Source organism: Morganella psychrotolerans, from assembly GCF_965118875.1.
GTDB classification, from domain to species: Bacteria; Pseudomonadota; Gammaproteobacteria; order Enterobacterales; family Enterobacteriaceae; genus Morganella; species Morganella psychrotolerans_C.
In genome coordinates this window covers 1-16,452 of the sequence record NZ_CBCPJD010000017.1, presented here as the reverse complement: position 1 = coordinate 16,452, position 16,452 = coordinate 1, and the positions used below count along the sequence as shown (strand labels likewise).

Here is a 16,452-nt window from a genome sequence, read left to right as displayed (position 1 = left end):
TAGCATAGGAAAGGCGTCCTGTCTTCTACTGTCTCGGTTCAGCATAATAAACTATGAGGGAGATTGCCAGCCTGTGAATGAAAGGGTAGGCTATCTCCAATTATAATGATGATGAGGATATAAAAATGGAAGCGCGTGTAAAGTGGGTTGAAAACATGACTTTCTTAGGGGAATCCGCCTCAGGACACCAGATTACAATGGATGGTAATGCCGGTGAAAAAGCCCCGAATCCGATGGAGATGGTACTGATGGCAACCGGCGGATGCAGCGCGATCGATGTTGTTTCCATTTTGCAAAAAGGTCGTCATCAAGTCATTGATTGTGATGTAAAACTTACCGCAGAGCGCCGTGAGGTTGCACCGCGTTTATTTACGCATATTAATCTGCATTTTATTGTCACCGGCCGTGATTTGAAAGAGAGTACAGTTGAGCGTGCTGTGGCGTTATCCGCTGAAAAATACTGTTCTGTTTCATTAATGTTAGGTGAGAGCGTTAACATTACACATAGTTTCGAAGTGAAGAATATTGAATGATTTTTTGAATTATTATTTTTATTTTTGAGAATAAACCGGGCAATGATAATTACCCGGTTTTTTTATAGCTTATTTATTTGTTTACCTTGTAATAATTGTTCTACAAGTGGCGCCATAATTAATTCCATCGCCAGTCCCAATTTTCCGCCGGGCACAACAATGGTATTTGAGGCAGAAATGAATGAGCCTTGTAACATTGACAATAAATAGGGAAAATCAATTTTTTTCAGACCGCGGAAACGGATCACAGTAAAGCTTTCATCCTGTGTCGGGATGGCTTTGGCAGAGAACGGATTTGACGTGTCTACGGTCGGCACCCGCTGGAAATTAATATGGGTACGGGAAAACTGTGGCGTAATATAGTGAATGTAATCATCCATTGAGCGCACTACAGAGTCCATCACTGCTTCCCGTGAGTGTCCCCGGTCTGATGTATCGCGGATAAGCTTTTGGATCCATTCCAGATTAACAATCGGCACCACGCCGACCAGTAAATCCACATGACCGGCAATTTTATGATCCGGCGTGACCACTCCGCCGTGCAAACCCTCGTAAAACAGAACATCGGTATTTTCCGGCAGCGGTTCACGCGGGGTAAACGTACCGGGCAACTGGTTATAAGGCACGGCTTCATCGTATGTGTGTAAGTACTTTCTGCGTTCTCCGCTCCCGTTTTCACCGTACTGGCGGAATGCGGTTTCCAATAGCCCGAAATCATTCGCTTCCGGACCGAAGTAGCTGATATGACGGCCCTGTTCCCGCGCTTTACGGATAGCCGCGTCCATTTCCGGGCGGGTGTAGCGGTGAAAGCTGTCGCCTTCCAGGGTTGCCGGTGTCGCGGAAAGTTGCTGAAATATCTTCCTGAAAGCCTGACTGGTGGTTGTTGTACCGGCTCCGCTGGAGCCGGTAACCGCAATAATCGGGTGAATCCGGGACATGGGTCAGTTCCTCCGGGCGTATCAGCCGCGGAATTCCGCCGACGGCATGATATTGAGTGTTTCGTGTAATTCCGACCAGACAATCACAATCTCGCCGTTTTTCAGTTGGTTGCACAGATCAGTCACTTTATCACTGAGTGACTTCTCATATTCACCGTAATCGGTGCCTTCGCGCAATACAATACTTTCCAGGATATTTTGCAATGTTTGTGCATCAATCTCCTGCCAGGGAATAATCATTTTGTATCCTTAGCCGCCAGATGAGGTGCCAGCCACTCAGGTATGCGTTCTTCGAGCCATAAGCGGGGATGACGCCAGCTGCCGGTAACAAACCCGACATGTCCGCCGTGCTCAGTCATCTGATACTCCACACACGGCGGCAGCAAAGAGAGATCCGGCACCACTTCCTGTGCCATAAACGGATCATCTTTTGCATGAATGATCAGCATCGGCTTACGGACGTCGGGCAGTTTCGGCAATGCGCTGCACTGACGGTAGTAATCTGATGCATCACGGAAGCCGTGGATTGGCGATGTGATCATATCGTCAAATTCCCTGATCCGTTTAATGGCGCGGATGTGCAGTAAATTTGTCGGTAACGAGTTAGGGTAACGCACCAATTTTCGGGTGGCGTTGCGTTTCAGCCCTTTCAGCAGATACCACTGATAGAAACGGGAAAATCCTCTCTCCAGCTTAAATGAGCAGGGCTCCAGCATCAGGGGGGCAGAAACAATAATTCCGGCATCGATTGCCGCCTGTTCGCCCTCTTCAGCCAGATAACACGCCAGCATATTACCGCCGAGGGAATAGCCGACAGCACCGGTCGGGACTTTGCCGTAGGTGTCCTGTAACCAGTTCAGCATGTAACGGGCATCTTCAGTTTCACCGGAGTGGTAAATACGTCTGGAGCGGTTTGGTTCACCGCTGCACCCGCGAAAATGCATAACAACGCCCAGCCAGCCCTGACGGGCAGCCGCTGCCAGCATCCCGTGAGCGTACGGGCTGCGAAAACTGCCTTCCAGCCCGTGAAAAATCACCAGCCGGGGTTTATGGCGTGCTGTGTCCGGATCTTCGCTCCACGCGAGATCAATAAAATCATCGTCCGGCAGCGTCAGGCGCTGCCAGAATGGTTTTATCATCGGTTTCCGGCGGAAAATCCGGGGCAGCAGTGTTTGCAGGTGCGGATTTGTCGCCCAGGAAATCGGTTCAAAATGACTAGACATAGTTGAATTCGTAATGAAAAAACGTCTCTTGTTTAATTAATAACATACTGATAATTTTGTGGAAAGAAAATGTCCACTTTTGCGCAAGGCTGCAAATGACTACTCATCTTTTACTTTCGCTTTCGGTATTCATGTTTATCGCAGCAGTTACGCCCGGTCCTAATAATATGTTACTGACTGCCTCCGGTGCGCAGTTCGGGATCCGTCGGACACTGATCCTGATGGCGGGTATTATGCTTGGAATGCAGACAGTATTATACCTTTCAGCTTTCGGTGTCGCGGCTATTTTACTGATTTATCCGAAATTGCATACTGCTATGAAAATTGCCGGCAGTCTTTACCTTCTGTGGCTGGCAAAAAAACTGGCTACCGCGCCGTATGAGCACCTTGATAAACCGCAGGTCAGTAAAGCCATCACCTGGTATCAGGGCGCCCTGTTGCAGTTTATTAATCCCAAAGCCTGGCTGATGGGATTGGGTGCTGTTGGTAGTTACAGCCTGAGCGGTGATGCATATATGATGTCCGTCGGGGTGATGAGCATTGTAATGATCACCGTGAATCTGGTCGCCGGGCTGCTCTGGATAAGTTTTGGGGCATTTATCGGGCTTTTTCTGCGCAGCCGTAATGCCTGGTTTACGTTCAATATTGTTATGGGATTACTGACGGCTGCATGTGTCCCGCTGATTTGGCTGGAATAATGGGTACCGGAATCGCGGACATAGTATAGCCTGCGGAACAAAAACAAAAGCTGAACGAAAAACAGACCGCACTGCGGTCTGTTTTTGTATACGCTGCGGGGTAACTAACGTAAATCCACATTTTTGCTGCCGAACAGCAATGTCAGCAGGAAACCCGCCAGATACGCGACCAGCAGACCGGCAACATATACACCCATTCCGGCAAAGATCCCGCTGTTTGATGTCATCAGCGGAATAGCAACCAGACCGGATGGTCCGAATACCGTATTTAACCCGACCGGTAATCCCATCCAGGCAACCAGCCCGATAAAGAAACCACCCGCAGCGCCGCCGAGACACGCAGTCACAAACGGTTTCAGGCGCGGTAATGTCACGCCGTAAATCAGCGGTTCACCAATGCCGAGAAAGCCCGGAATAATCGCACCTTTGATTTGTGTGCGCAGCAGTGAATCTTTTTTAGCTTTCATATAGAGAGCGAGTGCCGCACCCACCTGACCGGCTCCCGCCATAGCGAGGATCGGGAACAGTGAGTTGAATCCCTGCGCATCGACCAGGGCGAAATACACAGGGATAAAGCCCTGATGCACGCCGAACATCACCGCTATCAGAAACAGACCCGCTAACACCGCGGTTCCGAACGGGTTTCCGTTGAGATGCGTGAACAGCCATGACATGCCGTCAAACAGATAAACGCCGACCGGCATGATGACGACAAAGGTTACTGCCCCCATAATCAGTAGCGTGATTGCTGATGTCAGAATAATATCAAGAGTGGCGGGGATGACTTTCCGGACATTCCGCTCCACCCATGCGCCGAGGATCGCGGCGATCAGTACGCCGATAATATTTCCGCGCGGATCGATAGCATGACCGAAGAAGGTTTCCATGCCGGAATAGAATCCCTTGGTTACCTGCGGATCATAACCGAATACAAACAGTGCCGCGATGATTGCCCCGTTCACGCCGGAGCCGCCAAAGGCTTTTTGCGCGTTGTAACCAATCAGAATACTCAGGAAGGTAAACATCCCTTTACTGAAGAGTTTCATATAGGCGAGCACTTCCGCCAGTGTCTGGCTCGGCGCATCGTTGCCGGTTATCCAGAGTTGCTCACCGAGCGTTGCCAGCCCCAGTAACAGACCAACACCAATAAATCCCGGGATCAGCGGTGTAAAAATAGTGGCAAATTTTGCCAGAAAGCGCTGTACCGGGTTAGTTTGCTTCTCTTTCAGATGTTGTTTTTGTTCTGCTGCGATCTCTTTCAGACTACGGTTTTCATTACCGTTTTCTGAATGGTTACCGGGGGTGTATTCATCCAACTGATGCTGCATCAGCTCTGCTGCGGTTTGTGCTTTGCCCGGCCCGAGGACTATCTGGAACTGCTCATCACTTTCAATAACACCCAGTACACCCTCAATTTTCTTGATAGCTATCTTGTCAGCGAGCTGTGAGTTGTTCAGTGTCAGACGCAGACGGGTCATGCAGTTACCGCTGTGTGCCACATTACCCGGACCGCCGATGGCGGTCAGGATCTGTATAATTGTTGATTGCGTGATTTTTGCCATGGTTATTACCTTGTGTTAAGCGTGTGCCGTACCGGCGAGAGCATCACGGATAAATCCCTGATTCTGTGCCAGCAGGGCGGTGGCATCACCGGCACTCAGGTGCGCCAGTATCATAACAATGGCGGTTTTGCAGTGTCCGTTACAGGCAGATAACGCCTGCTCCGCAGTCTCTCTGTCGCATTCCGTTGCTGCCATCACAATACGTTTTTGCCGTTCAACCAGTTTGGCATTAGTCGCTTCAACATCCACCATCAGGTTGCCGTACACTTTGCCGGAGCGGATCATCGCCCCTGTGGTGATCATATTGAGCACCAGTTTCTGAGCGGTTCCCGCTTTCATCCGTGATGAGCCGGTCACGACTTCCGCGCCGACAACCGGGGTTATCGCGATATCTGCCAGGCGGCTCATTTCACTGTCCGGGTTGCAGCTGATTGCCGCCACGGTTGCGCCGAGAGAACGTGCGTATTCCATTCCGCCCAGCACATAGGGTGTCCGCCCGCTGGCGGCTATCCCGGTTAAAATATCTTTCTTACTGAAATTCAGCGCTTTTAAGTCACTGACAGCAAGTTCCCGGTTATCTTCCGCATTTTCAACGGCTTTCAGGATAGCTTTGTGTCCGCCTGCAATCAGACCGACGACAAGCTCTGCCGGGGTGCCGAACGTCGGCGGGCACTCGCTGGCGTCAAGAATACCAAGCCGCCCGGAGGTTCCCGCACCCATATAGATAAGGCGTCCGCCGTGTTGGAAAGCATCAGCAACTGCATCCACCAGCAGCGCGACCTGCGGCAGTGTTTTTTCCACGGCAAGTGCCACGGATTGGTCTTCGTGGTTGATGACCCGCAACATGTCAAGGGTCGGCAGGCTGTCGATTTCTGCACTGGCGGGGTTGCGGCTTTCGGTAACAAGTGTGGTTAAGTCAATCTTCATACGTAATCCTTTGAACCAGATATAATCTGCATGCTAAGGAATTAAATATTCTTTTTATGTGAGGGTTATCACAGGCTAATCTATTCTCCTGTGATGGTATGTGAGGAATATTTCTATGACATTTAACTTGTTTGTTTAATTATTATATTGAATTTAATTGTATTTATCTTTTTTATAACAAATTATTCCAGAGGGATAATTTAACCAGGCTTATATAAATAATTTATTCTTTCATGGCGGTTTTCCTGACGGAGAAAGCAAAAACAGATGGCGATCCTGACAAAAATTAGCTGGGCAAGATCCGAACTGGCGACAAATCAGCAATATATTGCTGATTTCATTCTGGCGCAGCCGGAAATGACGGTAACGCTCTCCTCTCAGGCACTGGCGGAGCGTGTGGGTGTCAGTCAGTCCGCTATTGTGAAATTCAGCCAGAAAATGGGTTTTAAGGGATTTCCGGCACTAAAAATGGCGATCAGTGAAGAGATTGGCCGCAACCGGGTTTTGGCGGTAAATCAGCAAAATGCACTGCATAACCGGATCGAAACACATGATTCGCTGTTGGTTATTTCGCAAAAACTGGCTCAGGAAAAACAAAATTCAATTGCGGAAACCACGCGGCGTCTTGATTTTGAACAGGTTGCCCATATTGTTGCCTGTCTGGACAGCGCCCGCTGTATTCAGGTTGCCGGGATCGGCGGCTCAGGGCTGACGGCGAAAGATTTGGCGTATAAACTCCAGAAAATCGGGCTGATGACGCTGGCGGAAGCCGATCACCATGTGCAGATTGCCTTTTCCCAGACGCTGACTGAAAAGGATGTACTGGTGGTGCTCTCTTTCAGCGGAAAGCGCAGAGACATGCTGGTGACAGCAGCGACGGCAAAAAAGCAGAATGCAACGCTGATCGCCATCACCGGTAACCGTTTGTCACCGCTGGCAAAAATGGCCGATTATGTACTGGAAACTGTTGCTGAAGAAAATGAATGGCGCAGCTCATCCATTTCATCACGGACGGCGCAGAATACAGTGACAGATTTACTGTTTATGGCGCTGTTACAGCGGCGGGAAGAGCAGGCGCGGCAGTTGGTGAACAATGCGCGGACCATGATTAACAGCCTGGATGGCTGATAAAAAAGGCGGTACATGATTGTACCGCCTGAGATAACTTATGGGTTTTCTAATGATTGCGTCATGGCTTCGAGGTTTTCCTGTATCTCCATCCAGGCCATTTCGGTTTCTTCGAGTTCTGCTTTGAGCTGCGCCTGTTCCTGAAGACAGGTTGTCAGCTCAGCCTTGCGCGCTTGGTCATACAACCCGCTGTCGCTGAGTTTTTCTTCAACCGCGGCAATGGCATCAGATAACCGGCTCATGGTTTTTTCCAGTTTCTCTGATTGCTTGCGTAGTGGCTGAGTCTGCTGACGAAATTCTGCTTCGCGGCGTTTTTGTTCTTTACGATCCTGCGCGGTGACAGTGGTTTTCTCTTCGTCATTATCACCGATTGCAGTTTCTGTTGACTGGCGCTGCTGCTTTTGGCTGCCGGACAGCCAGCGCTGGTAATCGTCCAGATCGCCGTCAAACTGTTCGACCTGACCATCATGCACCAGATAGAGATCATCTGTTGTTGAGCGCAGTAAATGACGATCATGGGAAACCACCACGATCGCACCTTCAAATTCGATCAGCGCTTCTGTCAGTGCCTGGCGCATATCCAGATCCAGGTGGTTGGTCGGTTCATCGAGCAGCAACAGGTTCGGGCGCTGCCAGACAATCATTGCCAGTACCAGGCGCGCTTTTTCACCGCCGGAGAAACGGGCGGTAACATCAGTCACCTGGTCGCCTTTGTATCCGAAGCCGCCGAGGTAATCCCGCAGTTGCTGTTCTGTTTTTTCCGGCGCGAGGCGCACCATGTGTTGCAGCGGGGATTCATCTGCACGTAAGAATTCCAGCTGATGTTGTGCGAAGTAGCCGAGCTTAATGCCTTTCGCCAGCCCGATTTCGCCGTGCAGTGGTTTTAATTCCCCTGCCAGCATTTTTATCAGAGTGGACTTACCTGCGCCGTTGCGCCCGAGCAGACCAATACGTGAGCCGGGTACCAGGTTGAGTTTAATGGCATCGAGGATAATTTTATCACCATATCCCGCGGTGACTTTTTCCATCTTCAGCAATGGATTTGGCAGGGTTTCCGGCGGGCGGAAGCTGAAATGAAACGGGTTATCCACCAGTGCGGGCGCGATTTTTTCCATCCGCTCCAGCATTTTGATCCGGCTTTGTGCCTGCTTGGCTTTTGTTGCCTGTGCGCGGAAACGATCCACATAATGTTGCAGATGTGCGCGGCGCAGTTGCTGGCTCTCATATTGTGCCTGCTGCTGGGACATTTTTTCAGCGCGCTGCAATTCAAATGAGGAGTAGTTTCCGGTATATTCAAACATCGTATCCTGCTCAATATGCAGGACTTTATCAATTATCGGGTCAAGGAAATCACGGTCATGAGAGATAAGAATCAAGGTGCCGGGATAACTCTTCAGCCATTTTTCCAGCCAGATCACGGCATCGAGATCCAGGTGGTTGGTGGGTTCATCCAGCAGCAGCAGATCAGAGCGGCAGATCAGTGCCTGCGCCAGGTTCAGACGCATCCGCCAGCCACCCGAAAATGAACGGACAGGCGTTTCGAGCTGTTCCTGTGAAAAGCCGAGGCCGCTGAGCAGCGTGGCTGCGCGTGCGCGGATGGTCCAGGCGTCCAGCGTATCAAGCTGACCGTGGATCAGGGCAATCTCATGACCATCATTGTGTTCATTCGCCTGATGCAGTTTTGCTTCCAGTGCGCGGAATTCACGATCCCCGTCAATCACATAATCAATCGCCGGGACATCCAGAGCCGGTGTTTCCTGGTTAACCCAGGCCAGTGACCAGTTACCGGGAAAGGTGACACTGCCGGCTTCTGCCTGCAATTCGCCTTTCAGCAGTGCCAGCAGGGTGGATTTGCCGCAACCATTTTTTCCCACTAATCCGACTTTGTGTCCGGGATTGATGGTAGCCGTTGCGTTATCGAGTAAAACCCGGACTCCGCGGCGGACTTGAAGTGAAGAGAAAACAATCATAAATATCGATAGGGTACGCAATTGAGAGTAAAATTAATGTAATTCGTGCGTTGTCGGCAGCAAATCACCCGGCAGCAGGCGTGGAGGTATCGTTGCAGCAGGCATAGTAGCGAAAATCACAGCAATTCTCACGTGTTTAAGAGGAAGTGATGACAAATAATCCGACTATATTACTGCTTTATGCCCATCCGGAGCCGCATCACTCCATCGCAAACAAGGCGCTGATAAGCGGCGCGTCTGAGCTGGAACATGTTACTGTTCATGACCTTTATGGAGCCTATCCGGATTTTTTTATTGATATCCGCCATGAGCAGGCATTGCTCAGTCAGCACGATATCATCGTATTTCAGCACCCGCTGTATACTTACAGTTGCCCCGCATTACTGAAAGAGTGGTTTGACCGGGTGCTCACCCGTGATTTTTCCGGTGAGCAGGGCGGAAAACAATTATCAGGTAAATATTGGCGGCAGGTTATCACCACCGGCGAGCCGTCAGATGCCTATCAGCCCGGCGGCTATAATCGTTTTCCGCTGAGTGATTTACTGCGCCCCTTTGAACTGACCGCATCCATGTGTGAAATGCACTGGCTGGCGCCGGTGGTAATTTATGAGGCGCGTCGTCAGGAAAAGTCGGTATTACATGAACAGACTCAGGCATGGTGTGACTGGCTTCGCACCCCGCAACTGACAGGAGGGCGCACGGATGACAATGGATGACGGTAACTTACTGCATGCAGGGATTATTTTTCTGGCGGCGGCGGTCATTATGGTGCCGGTGGCACAACGGCTGCGCATCGGCGCTGTCCTGGGGTATTTGCTGGCGGGGATCGCTATCGGCCCGTGGGGATTGGGCTTTATTAAAAACGTCAATGAACTGCTGCACTTCTCAGAACTGGGTGTGGTTTTCCTGATGTTTCTTATCGGGCTGGAACTGAATCCGCGTGAGTTGTGGAAACTGCGGCGCTCTATTTTCGGCACCGGGACGGCGCAGGTTGTTTTTTCCGCGCTGATCCTGGGTGTTCTGTTGTATCTGACCGATTTTTCCTGGCAGGCGGCAGTCGTCGGCGGTCTGGGAATGGCGATGTCCTCCACTGCGATGGCATTACAGCTGATGGATGAAAAAGGCATGACCAACAATGAAAGTGGTCAGCTGGGTTTCTCTGTCTTGTTATTTCAGGATATGGCGGTGATCCCGATTCTGGCGGTTATTCCGCTTTTGGGCGGGGAAGCGGCGGGCAGTGACTGGTATCGCATCGGTATAAAAATCCTGGCTTTCGCCGGGTTGTTGGTCGGCGGGCGGTATCTGCTGCGTCCGTTGTTCCGGCTGGTGGTGAAATCGGGTGTCAGTGAAGTGTTTACCGCCGCGTCACTGCTGGTGGTTATCGGGTCGGCGGTGTTTATGGAGCAGCTCGGGTTTTCCATGGCGCTCGGCACATTCATCGCGGGGGTGATGCTGGCGGATACGGAATACCGGCATGAGCTGGAAATCACCATTGAGCCGTTTAAAGGTCTGCTGCTGGGGATGTTTTTTATCTCTGTCGGCATGTCGCTGAATATCGGCGTGTTGTGGCAGTATCTCCCGCAAATTTTGCTGGGTGTGATTGTGCTGGTGAGTGCCAAAATGCTGGTGCTGTATGTGCTGGCGCGCCTCAGTTGCCGCCGGAGCGGGCGATTACAGTTTGCCGGGGTGCTGAGCCAGGGCGGGGAATTCGCCTTTGTACTCTTTTCCGCCGCACTGGCGAGCCGCGTGATTACAGATCACCAGATGGCTCTGCTGCTGGTGGTGGTCACTCTCTCCATGATGACCACGCCGCTGCTGATGCAGGGAATCGATCTGATTCTGGCACGTCGTTACAATGCGGGCGCGGGCACAGACGAAACGCCGTTTGTGGAGGATAATCATCCGCATGTGATTCTGGTCGGATTCGGGCGGATGGGGCAGGTTGTCGGCCGCCTGCTGATGGCAAATAAAATCCACCCGACCGTGCTGGAAAAAGATGTCAGCGCGGTCAGTTCTATGCGCCGCTATGGCTATAAAGTGTATTACGGTGATGCCACTGAACTGGCACTATTGCGCTCTGCCGGCGCAGAAACCGCAAAAATCATTGTACTTACCTGTGATAAACCGGAAGACACGATGACGATTGTGCAATTGTGTCAGGAGCATTTCCCGCATCTGCAAATTATTGCGCGTGCCAGGGGACGGGTAGAGGCGCATGAGCTGTTGCAGCATGGTGTTACGCAGTTCAGCCGTGAAACATTTTCCTCGGCACTGGAGCTGGCACGCAAAGCCCTGACGGGGCTGGGTGTGCATCCGGCAGAAGCTTACCGGGCGCAGCAGTTATTCCGCCGCCTGGATATGCAGCTGCTGCGTGAGCTTATCCCGCCGGCAGAGGAAGAAATCGCACAGATTTCCCGTGTGAAAGAAGCCCGCCGGGAGCTGGAAAATTTGTTCAGCAATGAAATGAAGCGGGAGCAAGGTCAGCCGGACGGCTGGAACAGTATTGACGATTCTCCGGGTAAAACACGGATTGATGACAGGAGCTGAGTGTGAAAAATCGTAAACGGTTTATTGCGGGGGCAGTATGCCCTGAGTGTCAGTCACCGGATACCCTGGCGATGTGGCGTGAGGACAGTGTGGATGTGGTGCAGTGTGTGCAGTGCGGGCACATGCAGCGGCAGACTGATGCCCGTGTTGACCCTCATGTGCGCAAAGATGAACAGGTAATTGGTATTTTCACTCCGCAGGAATAATAAACAGCCATTTTTCTCACGGAATTTGGGGGAATTTGTCCCAAAACAGATACAGTGCCCGGAAATTCCGCTACAATCGGCGCGTTAATTAAAATTTATCCCCGCAGATGTAGGAGATACCATGAAAGTAGCAACAGACCTGGTGGTGAGCTTAGCTTACCAGGTAAGAACAGAAGACGGCGTATTAGTTGATGAGTCTCCGGCAAGTGCTCCGTTAGACTATCTGCACGGTCGCGGCTCGCTGATCAGCGGGCTGGAAAGTGCACTGGAAGGCCGTATTGCCGGTGATGTTTTTGATGTTGATGTAGGCGCAAATGACGCTTACGGTCAGTATGACGAAAACCTGGTTCAGCGCGTTCCGAAAGATGTCTTTATGGGCGTTGAAGAGCTGGAAGTCGGCATGCGTTTCCTGGCTGATACCGATATGGGTCCTGTACCGGTTGAAATCACCGGTGTTGAAGGCGACGAAGTTATTGTCGACGGAAACCATATGCTGGCAGGTCAGAACCTGAAATTCCACGTCGAAGTGATGGGTGTGCGTGAAGCAACAGCGGAAGAGCTGGAGCACGGACATGTTCACGGCGAAGGTGAAGAAGGCGGTTGCTGCGGTGGTCACGGTCACGGTGAAGAGGGCGGTTGCTGCGGCGGCGGTCATCACGACCACGATCATGAACATGGTGAAGAAGGCGGTTGCTGCGGCGGCGGTCATCATGACCACGATCATGAACATGGCGAAGAAGGCGGTTGCTGTGGCGGTGGTCAGGGTAAAGGTCACGGTAACGGCGGTTGTGGTTGTCACTGATAACCCGCGACTGAACCGGATAAAAAAAGCGCACTCTGATGCGCTTTTTTTTCGACTGTAATTTACTCAGTAGTGCGGTGGCGGAACTTCTTCTGACTGTGGTGCGACATTTGAGCCGGGTGTTGCTTTCAGGCGTTCAGTCAGCAGGCGGAGCGTTTCATTCAGCCGGGTGATATCCATCTGTTGTTGCGTGACAACCTGGTTCAGCTCATCAATAGTAAGATCCTGAAATGCCATTTTACTCTCAAGCTGTTCAAGGCGCTGTTCTAATTCGTGAAAATCCATGGGGGTTTCTCCTGTCTGAGACGGGGCTGACTGTGTAAAAATATGTAATATCCCTGTGAAATACGCTTAGTGTGAGAGGATATCTTTTATTGGGGGGTTACTATGAAACCTCTTTTTGCTAAGGTTGTCTCAGCATCACAAAACTGTGACATTATGATGTCGCCCGGTGGCGGCTGCAACTACTCTCTGGCGTGCTTCGCTAAGCAGTACCTCTTGCAACTGTTGCAAAATTGATTGGAGAAAAGAATGAAATCATTGTTTAAAGCGACTGTTGTCGCGACTTCGCTGGCGATGACATTAGGCATGTCGCAGGCTTATGCGGACACCGCGCCAAAAAAAGAAGACGTAAAACTTAACAGCGCATTTAAAACAGCAGGTCAGCAGAATGCTTATGCACTGGGTGCGTCCCTGGGCCGCTATATGGAAAATGCACTGAATGAACAGAAAGCCATTGGTCTGGATCTCGATCGTGACCAGATGCTGGCGGGTGTTCAGGATGCCGTTAATAATAAAAGCAAACTGAGTGATGACGAGATCAATCAAACGCTGCATGGCTTTGAAGAGCAGGTGAAAGGTGCTGCTCAGGAAAAAATGGCGCGTGAAGGATCTGAAAATAAAGCGGCCGGTGACAAATACCGTGCAGCATTCGCCAAAGAAAAAGACGTAGTGAAAACCAAAACCGGTCTGCTGTATAAAACAGAAAAAGACGGTAACGGGGCATCACCGAAAGAGACCGATACCGTTGTTGTCCATTACAAAGGGACGTTAATTGACGGTACACAGTTTGACAGCTCTTATGATCGCAAAGACCCGCTGACTATCCGCCTGGACAGCGTGATTAAAGGCTGGACTGAAGGATTGAAGCAGATGAAGAAAGGCGGTAAAGCGCAATTAGTCATCCCGCCGGAGTTAGCTTACGGTGCTGATGGTGTTCCGGGTATCCCTGCGAACGCCACACTGATTTTTGATGTTGAATTACTGGATATCAAACCTGCATCAAAATAAGTATTCTGATAGTCATTTTGTAAGATACCCGCACATTGTTGTGCGGGTTTTTATTTTTGATATATCCTTATTCATGAAATATTTGCAAGACCTTTAGTTTTTTTTATATTTTTTACCAGAATTTGATCACCTCAGGCGCAAAACTGTCTGTTTTTCGCTATAACACTATAGCGGGTATCTGTGCAGTACGGGAAACCCGTCATTTGCCGCCTTCCTGCACCCGGACAAATTCGGGTATATAATTTATAACATGTTGACAGGGTAATCCTCCTCCTGCGGTGAAAGATTACAGATGAGTAAAACCAACGACGTTCACACGTTACAAAGAGTGGTGTATTAAATGTCTAACCCAGTATTATTTAATGACAATGATTCGGATTACATTGTAAATCATCCGTTTACTGAAACGGACTATGAAATCCTGAAATCCTATGAAGCGGCTGTTGATGGCCTCGCGCTACTCATCGGTGAGCACTGTGAAATCGTTCTCCACTCTCTGGAAGACCTGAAGCGCTCAGCGGTGAAAATCGCAAATGGTCATCATACCGGACGTAAAGTCGGTTCTCCGATAACGGACCTTGCTTTGCGCATGCTTCATGATATTACCGATGAAGATTGCAGTACGTCAAAAGCGTATTTCACGCGGGCAAAAACCGGTGCGCTGATGAAATCGCTGACTATTGCTATCCGCAATAAATCACGACGTATCATTGGGTTACTGTGTATCAATATGAACCTGGATGTTCCGTTTTCACAAATTGTGCAGACGTTTATGCCAAAAGAACTGGCAGAAGAGACATCCAATGTGAACTTTGCTTCTTCTGTTGAAGACCTGGTTGCCCAGACGCTGGAACAGACCATCGAAGAGGTCAATGCTGACCGCAATGTGGCGAATAACGCAAAGAACAAACAGGTTGTACTGAACCTGTATGAAAAAGGAATATTCGATATTAAAGATGCTATCAACCTTGTTGCGTTGCGTCTGAATATTTCCAAGCACACCGTTTATCTGTACATCCGTCAGTTTAAAAACGGCGAGTAAGGCGTGCAGACAACATGACTCCGCTATCTTACTGTCTGCTGGTTACCGGTCCGGCTTACGGCACTCAGCGTGCCGGCAGCGCATTATTGTTTGCGCAGCATCTTCTGGCAGCGGGACACCGTATTCAGTGCGTGTTTTTTTATCGCGAAGGGGTCAGTAATGCTAACGGACTGACCTCACCGGCGAATGATGAAACTGACATGGTGCGCCGGTGGCAGCAGCTTGCCGCTGAAGGGCAGTTTACGCTGTCCGTCTGTGTGGCGGCAGCGCTGCGACGTGGTGTGACGGATGAAGCACAGGCACAGACTCAGGCACTGGCCGGTGCTAACATTGCCGGTGGATTTACACTCAGCGGCCTGGGTACACTGGCGGAAGCGATGATAACCTGTGATCGCGTGATCCAGTTTTAAGGAGAGCCGGTGAAACGTATTGCGTTTGTTTTCAAAAATGCACCTCACGGCAGCAGTGGCGGCAGGGAAGGGCTGGATGCATTGCTGGCAACCAGTAATTATACTGAGCAGGTTGCCGCTTTTTTTGTCTCTGATGGTGTCTGGCAATTATTACCCGGTCAACAGCCTGATCAGATCCTGGCCCGTGACTATATTGCGACATTCAAAGTGCTGCCGCTCTATGATATTGATGAGTATTATGTGTGTGCTGAGGATATGGCCGCTCGCGGATTATCACCGGAAACGCCGTATATTCTTCCGGTAATCTGTCTGGATTCAGCAGAGTTTGCCCGTAAACTGGCGACATTCGATATCGTTCTGTCATTTTGATCTACTTACGGTGAGCAAGATGCTATATACTGTCAGTCAATCGCCATTTCGTACTGATATTCAATCATTACTGAATTTGTTATCCCCTGAGGATGACATCCTGTTTACCGAAGATGGCGTAATAGCAGCAACGAACGAAAACCCGTTGTTGCTGGCGCTTATTCAGTCGGGTCATATTCCCTGTGTGCTGCGGGAGGATGCGCAAGCACGCGGTTTACTACCGTTCCTCTCCGGCAAAGTAAAAATCATAGACTATAATGGTTTTATTGAACTTACTGTCACACACTCGCAGCATTTTGCGTGGGAATAGCAAATATCATTGTATATTTCTTGACACCCTGTTGCGTCAGCAATAAAATTTCGCGTCCTCGTGTTTTGTCTCTGACAGATACGAGGTACAAATCCGTGTTTACGAAGCAAAAAACCAGGAGCTTTTTTTATAATGGCAACGATTAATCAGCTGGTTCGCAAACCACGTAGCTCGAAAGTTGTGAAAAGCAACGTTCCGGCACTGGAAGCCTGCCCGCAAAAACGTGGCGTATGTACCCGTGTATATACCACCACACCTAAAAAACCTAACTCAGCACTGCGTAAAGTCTGCCGTGTTCGTTTAACCAACGGTTTTGAAGTTTCTTCATACATCGGTGGTGAAGGCCATAACCTGCAGGAGCACAGCGTGATCCTGATCCGTGGTGGTCGTGTTAAAGACTTACCAGGTGTTCGCTACCACACAGTTCGTGGCGCACTGGACTGTTCAGGTGTTAAAGACCGCAAACAGTCTCGTTCCAAGTACGGTGTGAAGAAGCC

Annotated in this window: 20 protein-coding genes; 13 read left to right on the top strand and 7 right to left on the bottom strand. The window is 50.2% G+C overall.

Annotation, left to right across the window (positions count from 1 at the left end):
* The first annotated feature begins 125 nt into the window (after positions 1-125).
* Complete coding sequence (locus tag ACMHKJ_RS15330; protein ID WP_413495227.1) at positions 126-533, top strand: OsmC family protein; 408 nt, start codon at positions 126-128, stop codon at positions 531-533.
* A 62-nt stretch (positions 534-595) separates the two neighbouring features.
* On the opposite strand, the gene ACMHKJ_RS15325 is transcribed toward ACMHKJ_RS15330, so the two are convergent.
* The 3 genes from ACMHKJ_RS15325 to ACMHKJ_RS15315 are packed head-to-tail and all read right to left on the bottom strand — an operon-like array spanning position 596 to position 2,694.
* Positions 596-1,471: a phosphoribulokinase gene (locus ACMHKJ_RS15325; RefSeq protein WP_413495225.1), complete on the bottom strand. Its 876-nt coding sequence runs from the start codon at positions 1,469-1,471 to the stop codon at positions 596-598.
* Between the two features lie 21 nt (positions 1,472-1,492).
* A complete protein-coding gene (locus tag ACMHKJ_RS15320; RefSeq protein ID WP_067368856.1) occupies positions 1,493-1,711 on the bottom strand; it encodes a YheU family protein in 219 nt (72 codons plus the stop codon).
* Entirely contained in the window at positions 1,708-2,694 is a 987-nt protein-coding gene (locus ACMHKJ_RS15315) for a hydrolase (RefSeq protein WP_413495223.1), read from the bottom strand. The genes ACMHKJ_RS15320 and ACMHKJ_RS15315 overlap by 4 nt, the downstream gene beginning before the upstream one ends.
* A 95-nt stretch (positions 2,695-2,789) precedes the next feature.
* Here ACMHKJ_RS15315 and ACMHKJ_RS15310 point away from each other — a divergent pair, with 95 nt between their 5' ends.
* Positions 2,790-3,392: a LysE family translocator gene (locus ACMHKJ_RS15310; RefSeq protein WP_413495221.1), complete on the top strand. Its 603-nt coding sequence runs from the start codon at positions 2,790-2,792 to the stop codon at positions 3,390-3,392.
* Between the two features lie 104 nt (positions 3,393-3,496).
* On the opposite strand, the gene murP is transcribed toward ACMHKJ_RS15310, so the two are convergent.
* Together murP and murQ are read right to left on the bottom strand one after the other, a co-directional pair.
* The gene (gene murP, locus ACMHKJ_RS15305) at positions 3,497-4,954 is read right to left on the bottom strand and encodes a PTS N-acetylmuramic acid transporter subunit IIBC (RefSeq protein WP_413495219.1); all 1,458 of its coding nucleotides are present in this window, start codon (positions 4,952-4,954) and stop codon (positions 3,497-3,499) included.
* Positions 4,955-4,969: 15 nt separating this feature from the next.
* Positions 4,970-5,881 carry an N-acetylmuramic acid 6-phosphate etherase gene (gene murQ, locus ACMHKJ_RS15300; RefSeq protein ID WP_413495217.1) on the bottom strand — a complete coding sequence of 304 codons (912 nt, stop codon included), beginning with the start codon at positions 5,879-5,881 and terminating at the stop codon, positions 4,970-4,972.
* A 267-nt stretch (positions 5,882-6,148) separates the two neighbouring features.
* Between murQ and ACMHKJ_RS15295 the strand changes: the two genes are divergently transcribed.
* The gene (locus ACMHKJ_RS15295; RefSeq protein ID WP_413495215.1) at positions 6,149-7,009 is read left to right on the top strand and encodes an SIS domain-containing protein; all 861 of its coding nucleotides are present in this window, start codon (positions 6,149-6,151) and stop codon (positions 7,007-7,009) included.
* A gap of 38 nt (positions 7,010-7,047) precedes the next feature.
* On the opposite strand, the gene ACMHKJ_RS15290 is transcribed toward ACMHKJ_RS15295, so the two are convergent.
* A complete protein-coding gene (locus tag ACMHKJ_RS15290; protein ID WP_413495213.1) occupies positions 7,048-8,979 on the bottom strand; it encodes an ABC transporter ATP-binding protein in 1,932 nt (643 codons plus the stop codon).
* 149 nt (positions 8,980-9,128) lie between these two features.
* Between ACMHKJ_RS15290 and kefG the strand changes: the two genes are divergently transcribed.
* From kefG to slyD, 4 genes are all read left to right on the top strand, one after another.
* A complete protein-coding gene (gene kefG / locus ACMHKJ_RS15285) occupies positions 9,129-9,695 on the top strand; it encodes a glutathione-regulated potassium-efflux system ancillary protein KefG (protein WP_413495211.1) in 567 nt (188 codons plus the stop codon).
* Positions 9,688-11,526 carry a glutathione-regulated potassium-efflux system protein KefB gene (kefB, locus tag ACMHKJ_RS15280; RefSeq protein WP_413495362.1) on the top strand — a complete coding sequence of 613 codons (1,839 nt, stop codon included), beginning with the start codon at positions 9,688-9,690 and terminating at the stop codon, positions 11,524-11,526. Before kefG ends, kefB begins: the two co-directional genes overlap by 8 nt.
* On the top strand, positions 11,523-11,732 hold the full coding sequence (locus tag ACMHKJ_RS15275) for a YheV family putative zinc ribbon protein (protein ID WP_413495360.1): 210 nt from the start codon (positions 11,523-11,525) through the stop codon (positions 11,730-11,732). Before kefB ends, ACMHKJ_RS15275 begins: the two co-directional genes overlap by 4 nt.
* A 121-nt stretch (positions 11,733-11,853) precedes the next feature.
* The gene (gene slyD / locus ACMHKJ_RS15270; protein WP_413495210.1) at positions 11,854-12,534 is read left to right on the top strand and encodes a peptidylprolyl isomerase; all 681 of its coding nucleotides are present in this window, start codon (positions 11,854-11,856) and stop codon (positions 12,532-12,534) included.
* A gap of 66 nt (positions 12,535-12,600) precedes the next feature.
* Here the strand turns inward: slyD and ACMHKJ_RS15265 are convergent, their stop codons facing one another.
* Positions 12,601-12,819 carry a SlyX family protein gene (locus ACMHKJ_RS15265; protein WP_067368889.1) on the bottom strand — a complete coding sequence of 73 codons (219 nt, stop codon included), beginning with the start codon at positions 12,817-12,819 and terminating at the stop codon, positions 12,601-12,603.
* A 246-nt stretch (positions 12,820-13,065) separates the two neighbouring features.
* Here ACMHKJ_RS15265 and fkpA point away from each other — a divergent pair, with 246 nt between their 5' ends.
* From fkpA to rpsL, 6 genes are all read left to right on the top strand, one after another.
* On the top strand, positions 13,066-13,824 hold the full coding sequence (fkpA, locus tag ACMHKJ_RS15260) for an FKBP-type peptidyl-prolyl cis-trans isomerase (protein WP_413495208.1): 759 nt from the start codon (positions 13,066-13,068) through the stop codon (positions 13,822-13,824).
* Between the two features lie 340 nt (positions 13,825-14,164).
* On the top strand, positions 14,165-14,866 hold the full coding sequence (locus ACMHKJ_RS15255) for a helix-turn-helix transcriptional regulator (protein WP_067368893.1): 702 nt from the start codon (positions 14,165-14,167) through the stop codon (positions 14,864-14,866).
* 14 nt (positions 14,867-14,880) lie between these two features.
* Positions 14,881-15,276 (top strand): sulfurtransferase complex subunit TusD, encoded by a 396-nt coding sequence (tusD, locus tag ACMHKJ_RS15250; protein ID WP_413495206.1) that lies wholly within the window; start codon positions 14,881-14,883, stop codon positions 15,274-15,276.
* 9 nt (positions 15,277-15,285) lie between these two features.
* On the top strand, positions 15,286-15,645 hold the full coding sequence (gene tusC / locus ACMHKJ_RS15245; protein WP_413495204.1) for a sulfurtransferase complex subunit TusC: 360 nt from the start codon (positions 15,286-15,288) through the stop codon (positions 15,643-15,645).
* A gap of 19 nt (positions 15,646-15,664) precedes the next feature.
* On the top strand, positions 15,665-15,955 hold the full coding sequence (tusB, locus tag ACMHKJ_RS15240) for a sulfurtransferase complex subunit TusB (protein WP_413495202.1): 291 nt from the start codon (positions 15,665-15,667) through the stop codon (positions 15,953-15,955).
* 132 nt (positions 15,956-16,087) lie between these two features.
* On the top strand, positions 16,088-16,452 hold a 365-nt coding region (gene rpsL, locus ACMHKJ_RS15235), incomplete at its 3' end, for a 30S ribosomal protein S12 (RefSeq protein ID WP_413495200.1).

What these genes read in the sequence shown, in the direction of transcription:
- ACMHKJ_RS15290 (WP_413495213.1), bottom strand. Translation starts at nt 8,979, where the DNA reads ATGATTGTTTTCTCTTCACTTCAAGTCCGCCGCGGAGTCCGGGTTTTA.
- slyD (WP_413495210.1), top strand. Translation starts at nt 11,854, where the DNA reads ATGAAAGTAGCAACAGACCTGGTGGTGAGCTTAGCTTACCAGGTAAGA.
- ACMHKJ_RS15310 (WP_413495221.1), top strand. Translation starts at nt 2,790, where the DNA reads ATGACTACTCATCTTTTACTTTCGCTTTCGGTATTCATGTTTATCGCA.
- murP (WP_413495219.1), bottom strand. Translation starts at nt 4,954, where the DNA reads ATGGCAAAAATCACGCAATCAACAATTATACAGATCCTGACCGCCATC.
- kefG (WP_413495211.1), top strand. Translation starts at nt 9,129, where the DNA reads ATGACAAATAATCCGACTATATTACTGCTTTATGCCCATCCGGAGCCG.
- murQ (WP_413495217.1), bottom strand. Translation starts at nt 5,881, where the DNA reads ATGAAGATTGACTTAACCACACTTGTTACCGAAAGCCGCAACCCCGCC.
- ACMHKJ_RS15325 (WP_413495225.1), bottom strand. Translation starts at nt 1,471, where the DNA reads ATGTCCCGGATTCACCCGATTATTGCGGTTACCGGCTCCAGCGGAGCC.
- ACMHKJ_RS15255 (WP_067368893.1), top strand. Translation starts at nt 14,165, where the DNA reads ATGTCTAACCCAGTATTATTTAATGACAATGATTCGGATTACATTGTA.
- ACMHKJ_RS15265 (WP_067368889.1), bottom strand. Translation starts at nt 12,819, where the DNA reads ATGGATTTTCACGAATTAGAACAGCGCCTTGAACAGCTTGAGAGTAAA.
- fkpA (WP_413495208.1), top strand. Translation starts at nt 13,066, where the DNA reads ATGAAATCATTGTTTAAAGCGACTGTTGTCGCGACTTCGCTGGCGATG.
- tusD (WP_413495206.1), top strand. Translation starts at nt 14,881, where the DNA reads ATGACTCCGCTATCTTACTGTCTGCTGGTTACCGGTCCGGCTTACGGC.
- ACMHKJ_RS15315 (WP_413495223.1), bottom strand. Translation starts at nt 2,694, where the DNA reads ATGTCTAGTCATTTTGAACCGATTTCCTGGGCGACAAATCCGCACCTG.
- ACMHKJ_RS15320 (WP_067368856.1), bottom strand. Translation starts at nt 1,711, where the DNA reads ATGATTATTCCCTGGCAGGAGATTGATGCACAAACATTGCAAAATATC.
- ACMHKJ_RS15295 (WP_413495215.1), top strand. Translation starts at nt 6,149, where the DNA reads ATGGCGATCCTGACAAAAATTAGCTGGGCAAGATCCGAACTGGCGACA.
- ACMHKJ_RS15330 (WP_413495227.1), top strand. Translation starts at nt 126, where the DNA reads ATGGAAGCGCGTGTAAAGTGGGTTGAAAACATGACTTTCTTAGGGGAA.
- tusB (WP_413495202.1), top strand. Translation starts at nt 15,665, where the DNA reads ATGCTATATACTGTCAGTCAATCGCCATTTCGTACTGATATTCAATCA.
- kefB (WP_413495362.1), top strand. Translation starts at nt 9,688, where the DNA reads ATGGATGACGGTAACTTACTGCATGCAGGGATTATTTTTCTGGCGGCG.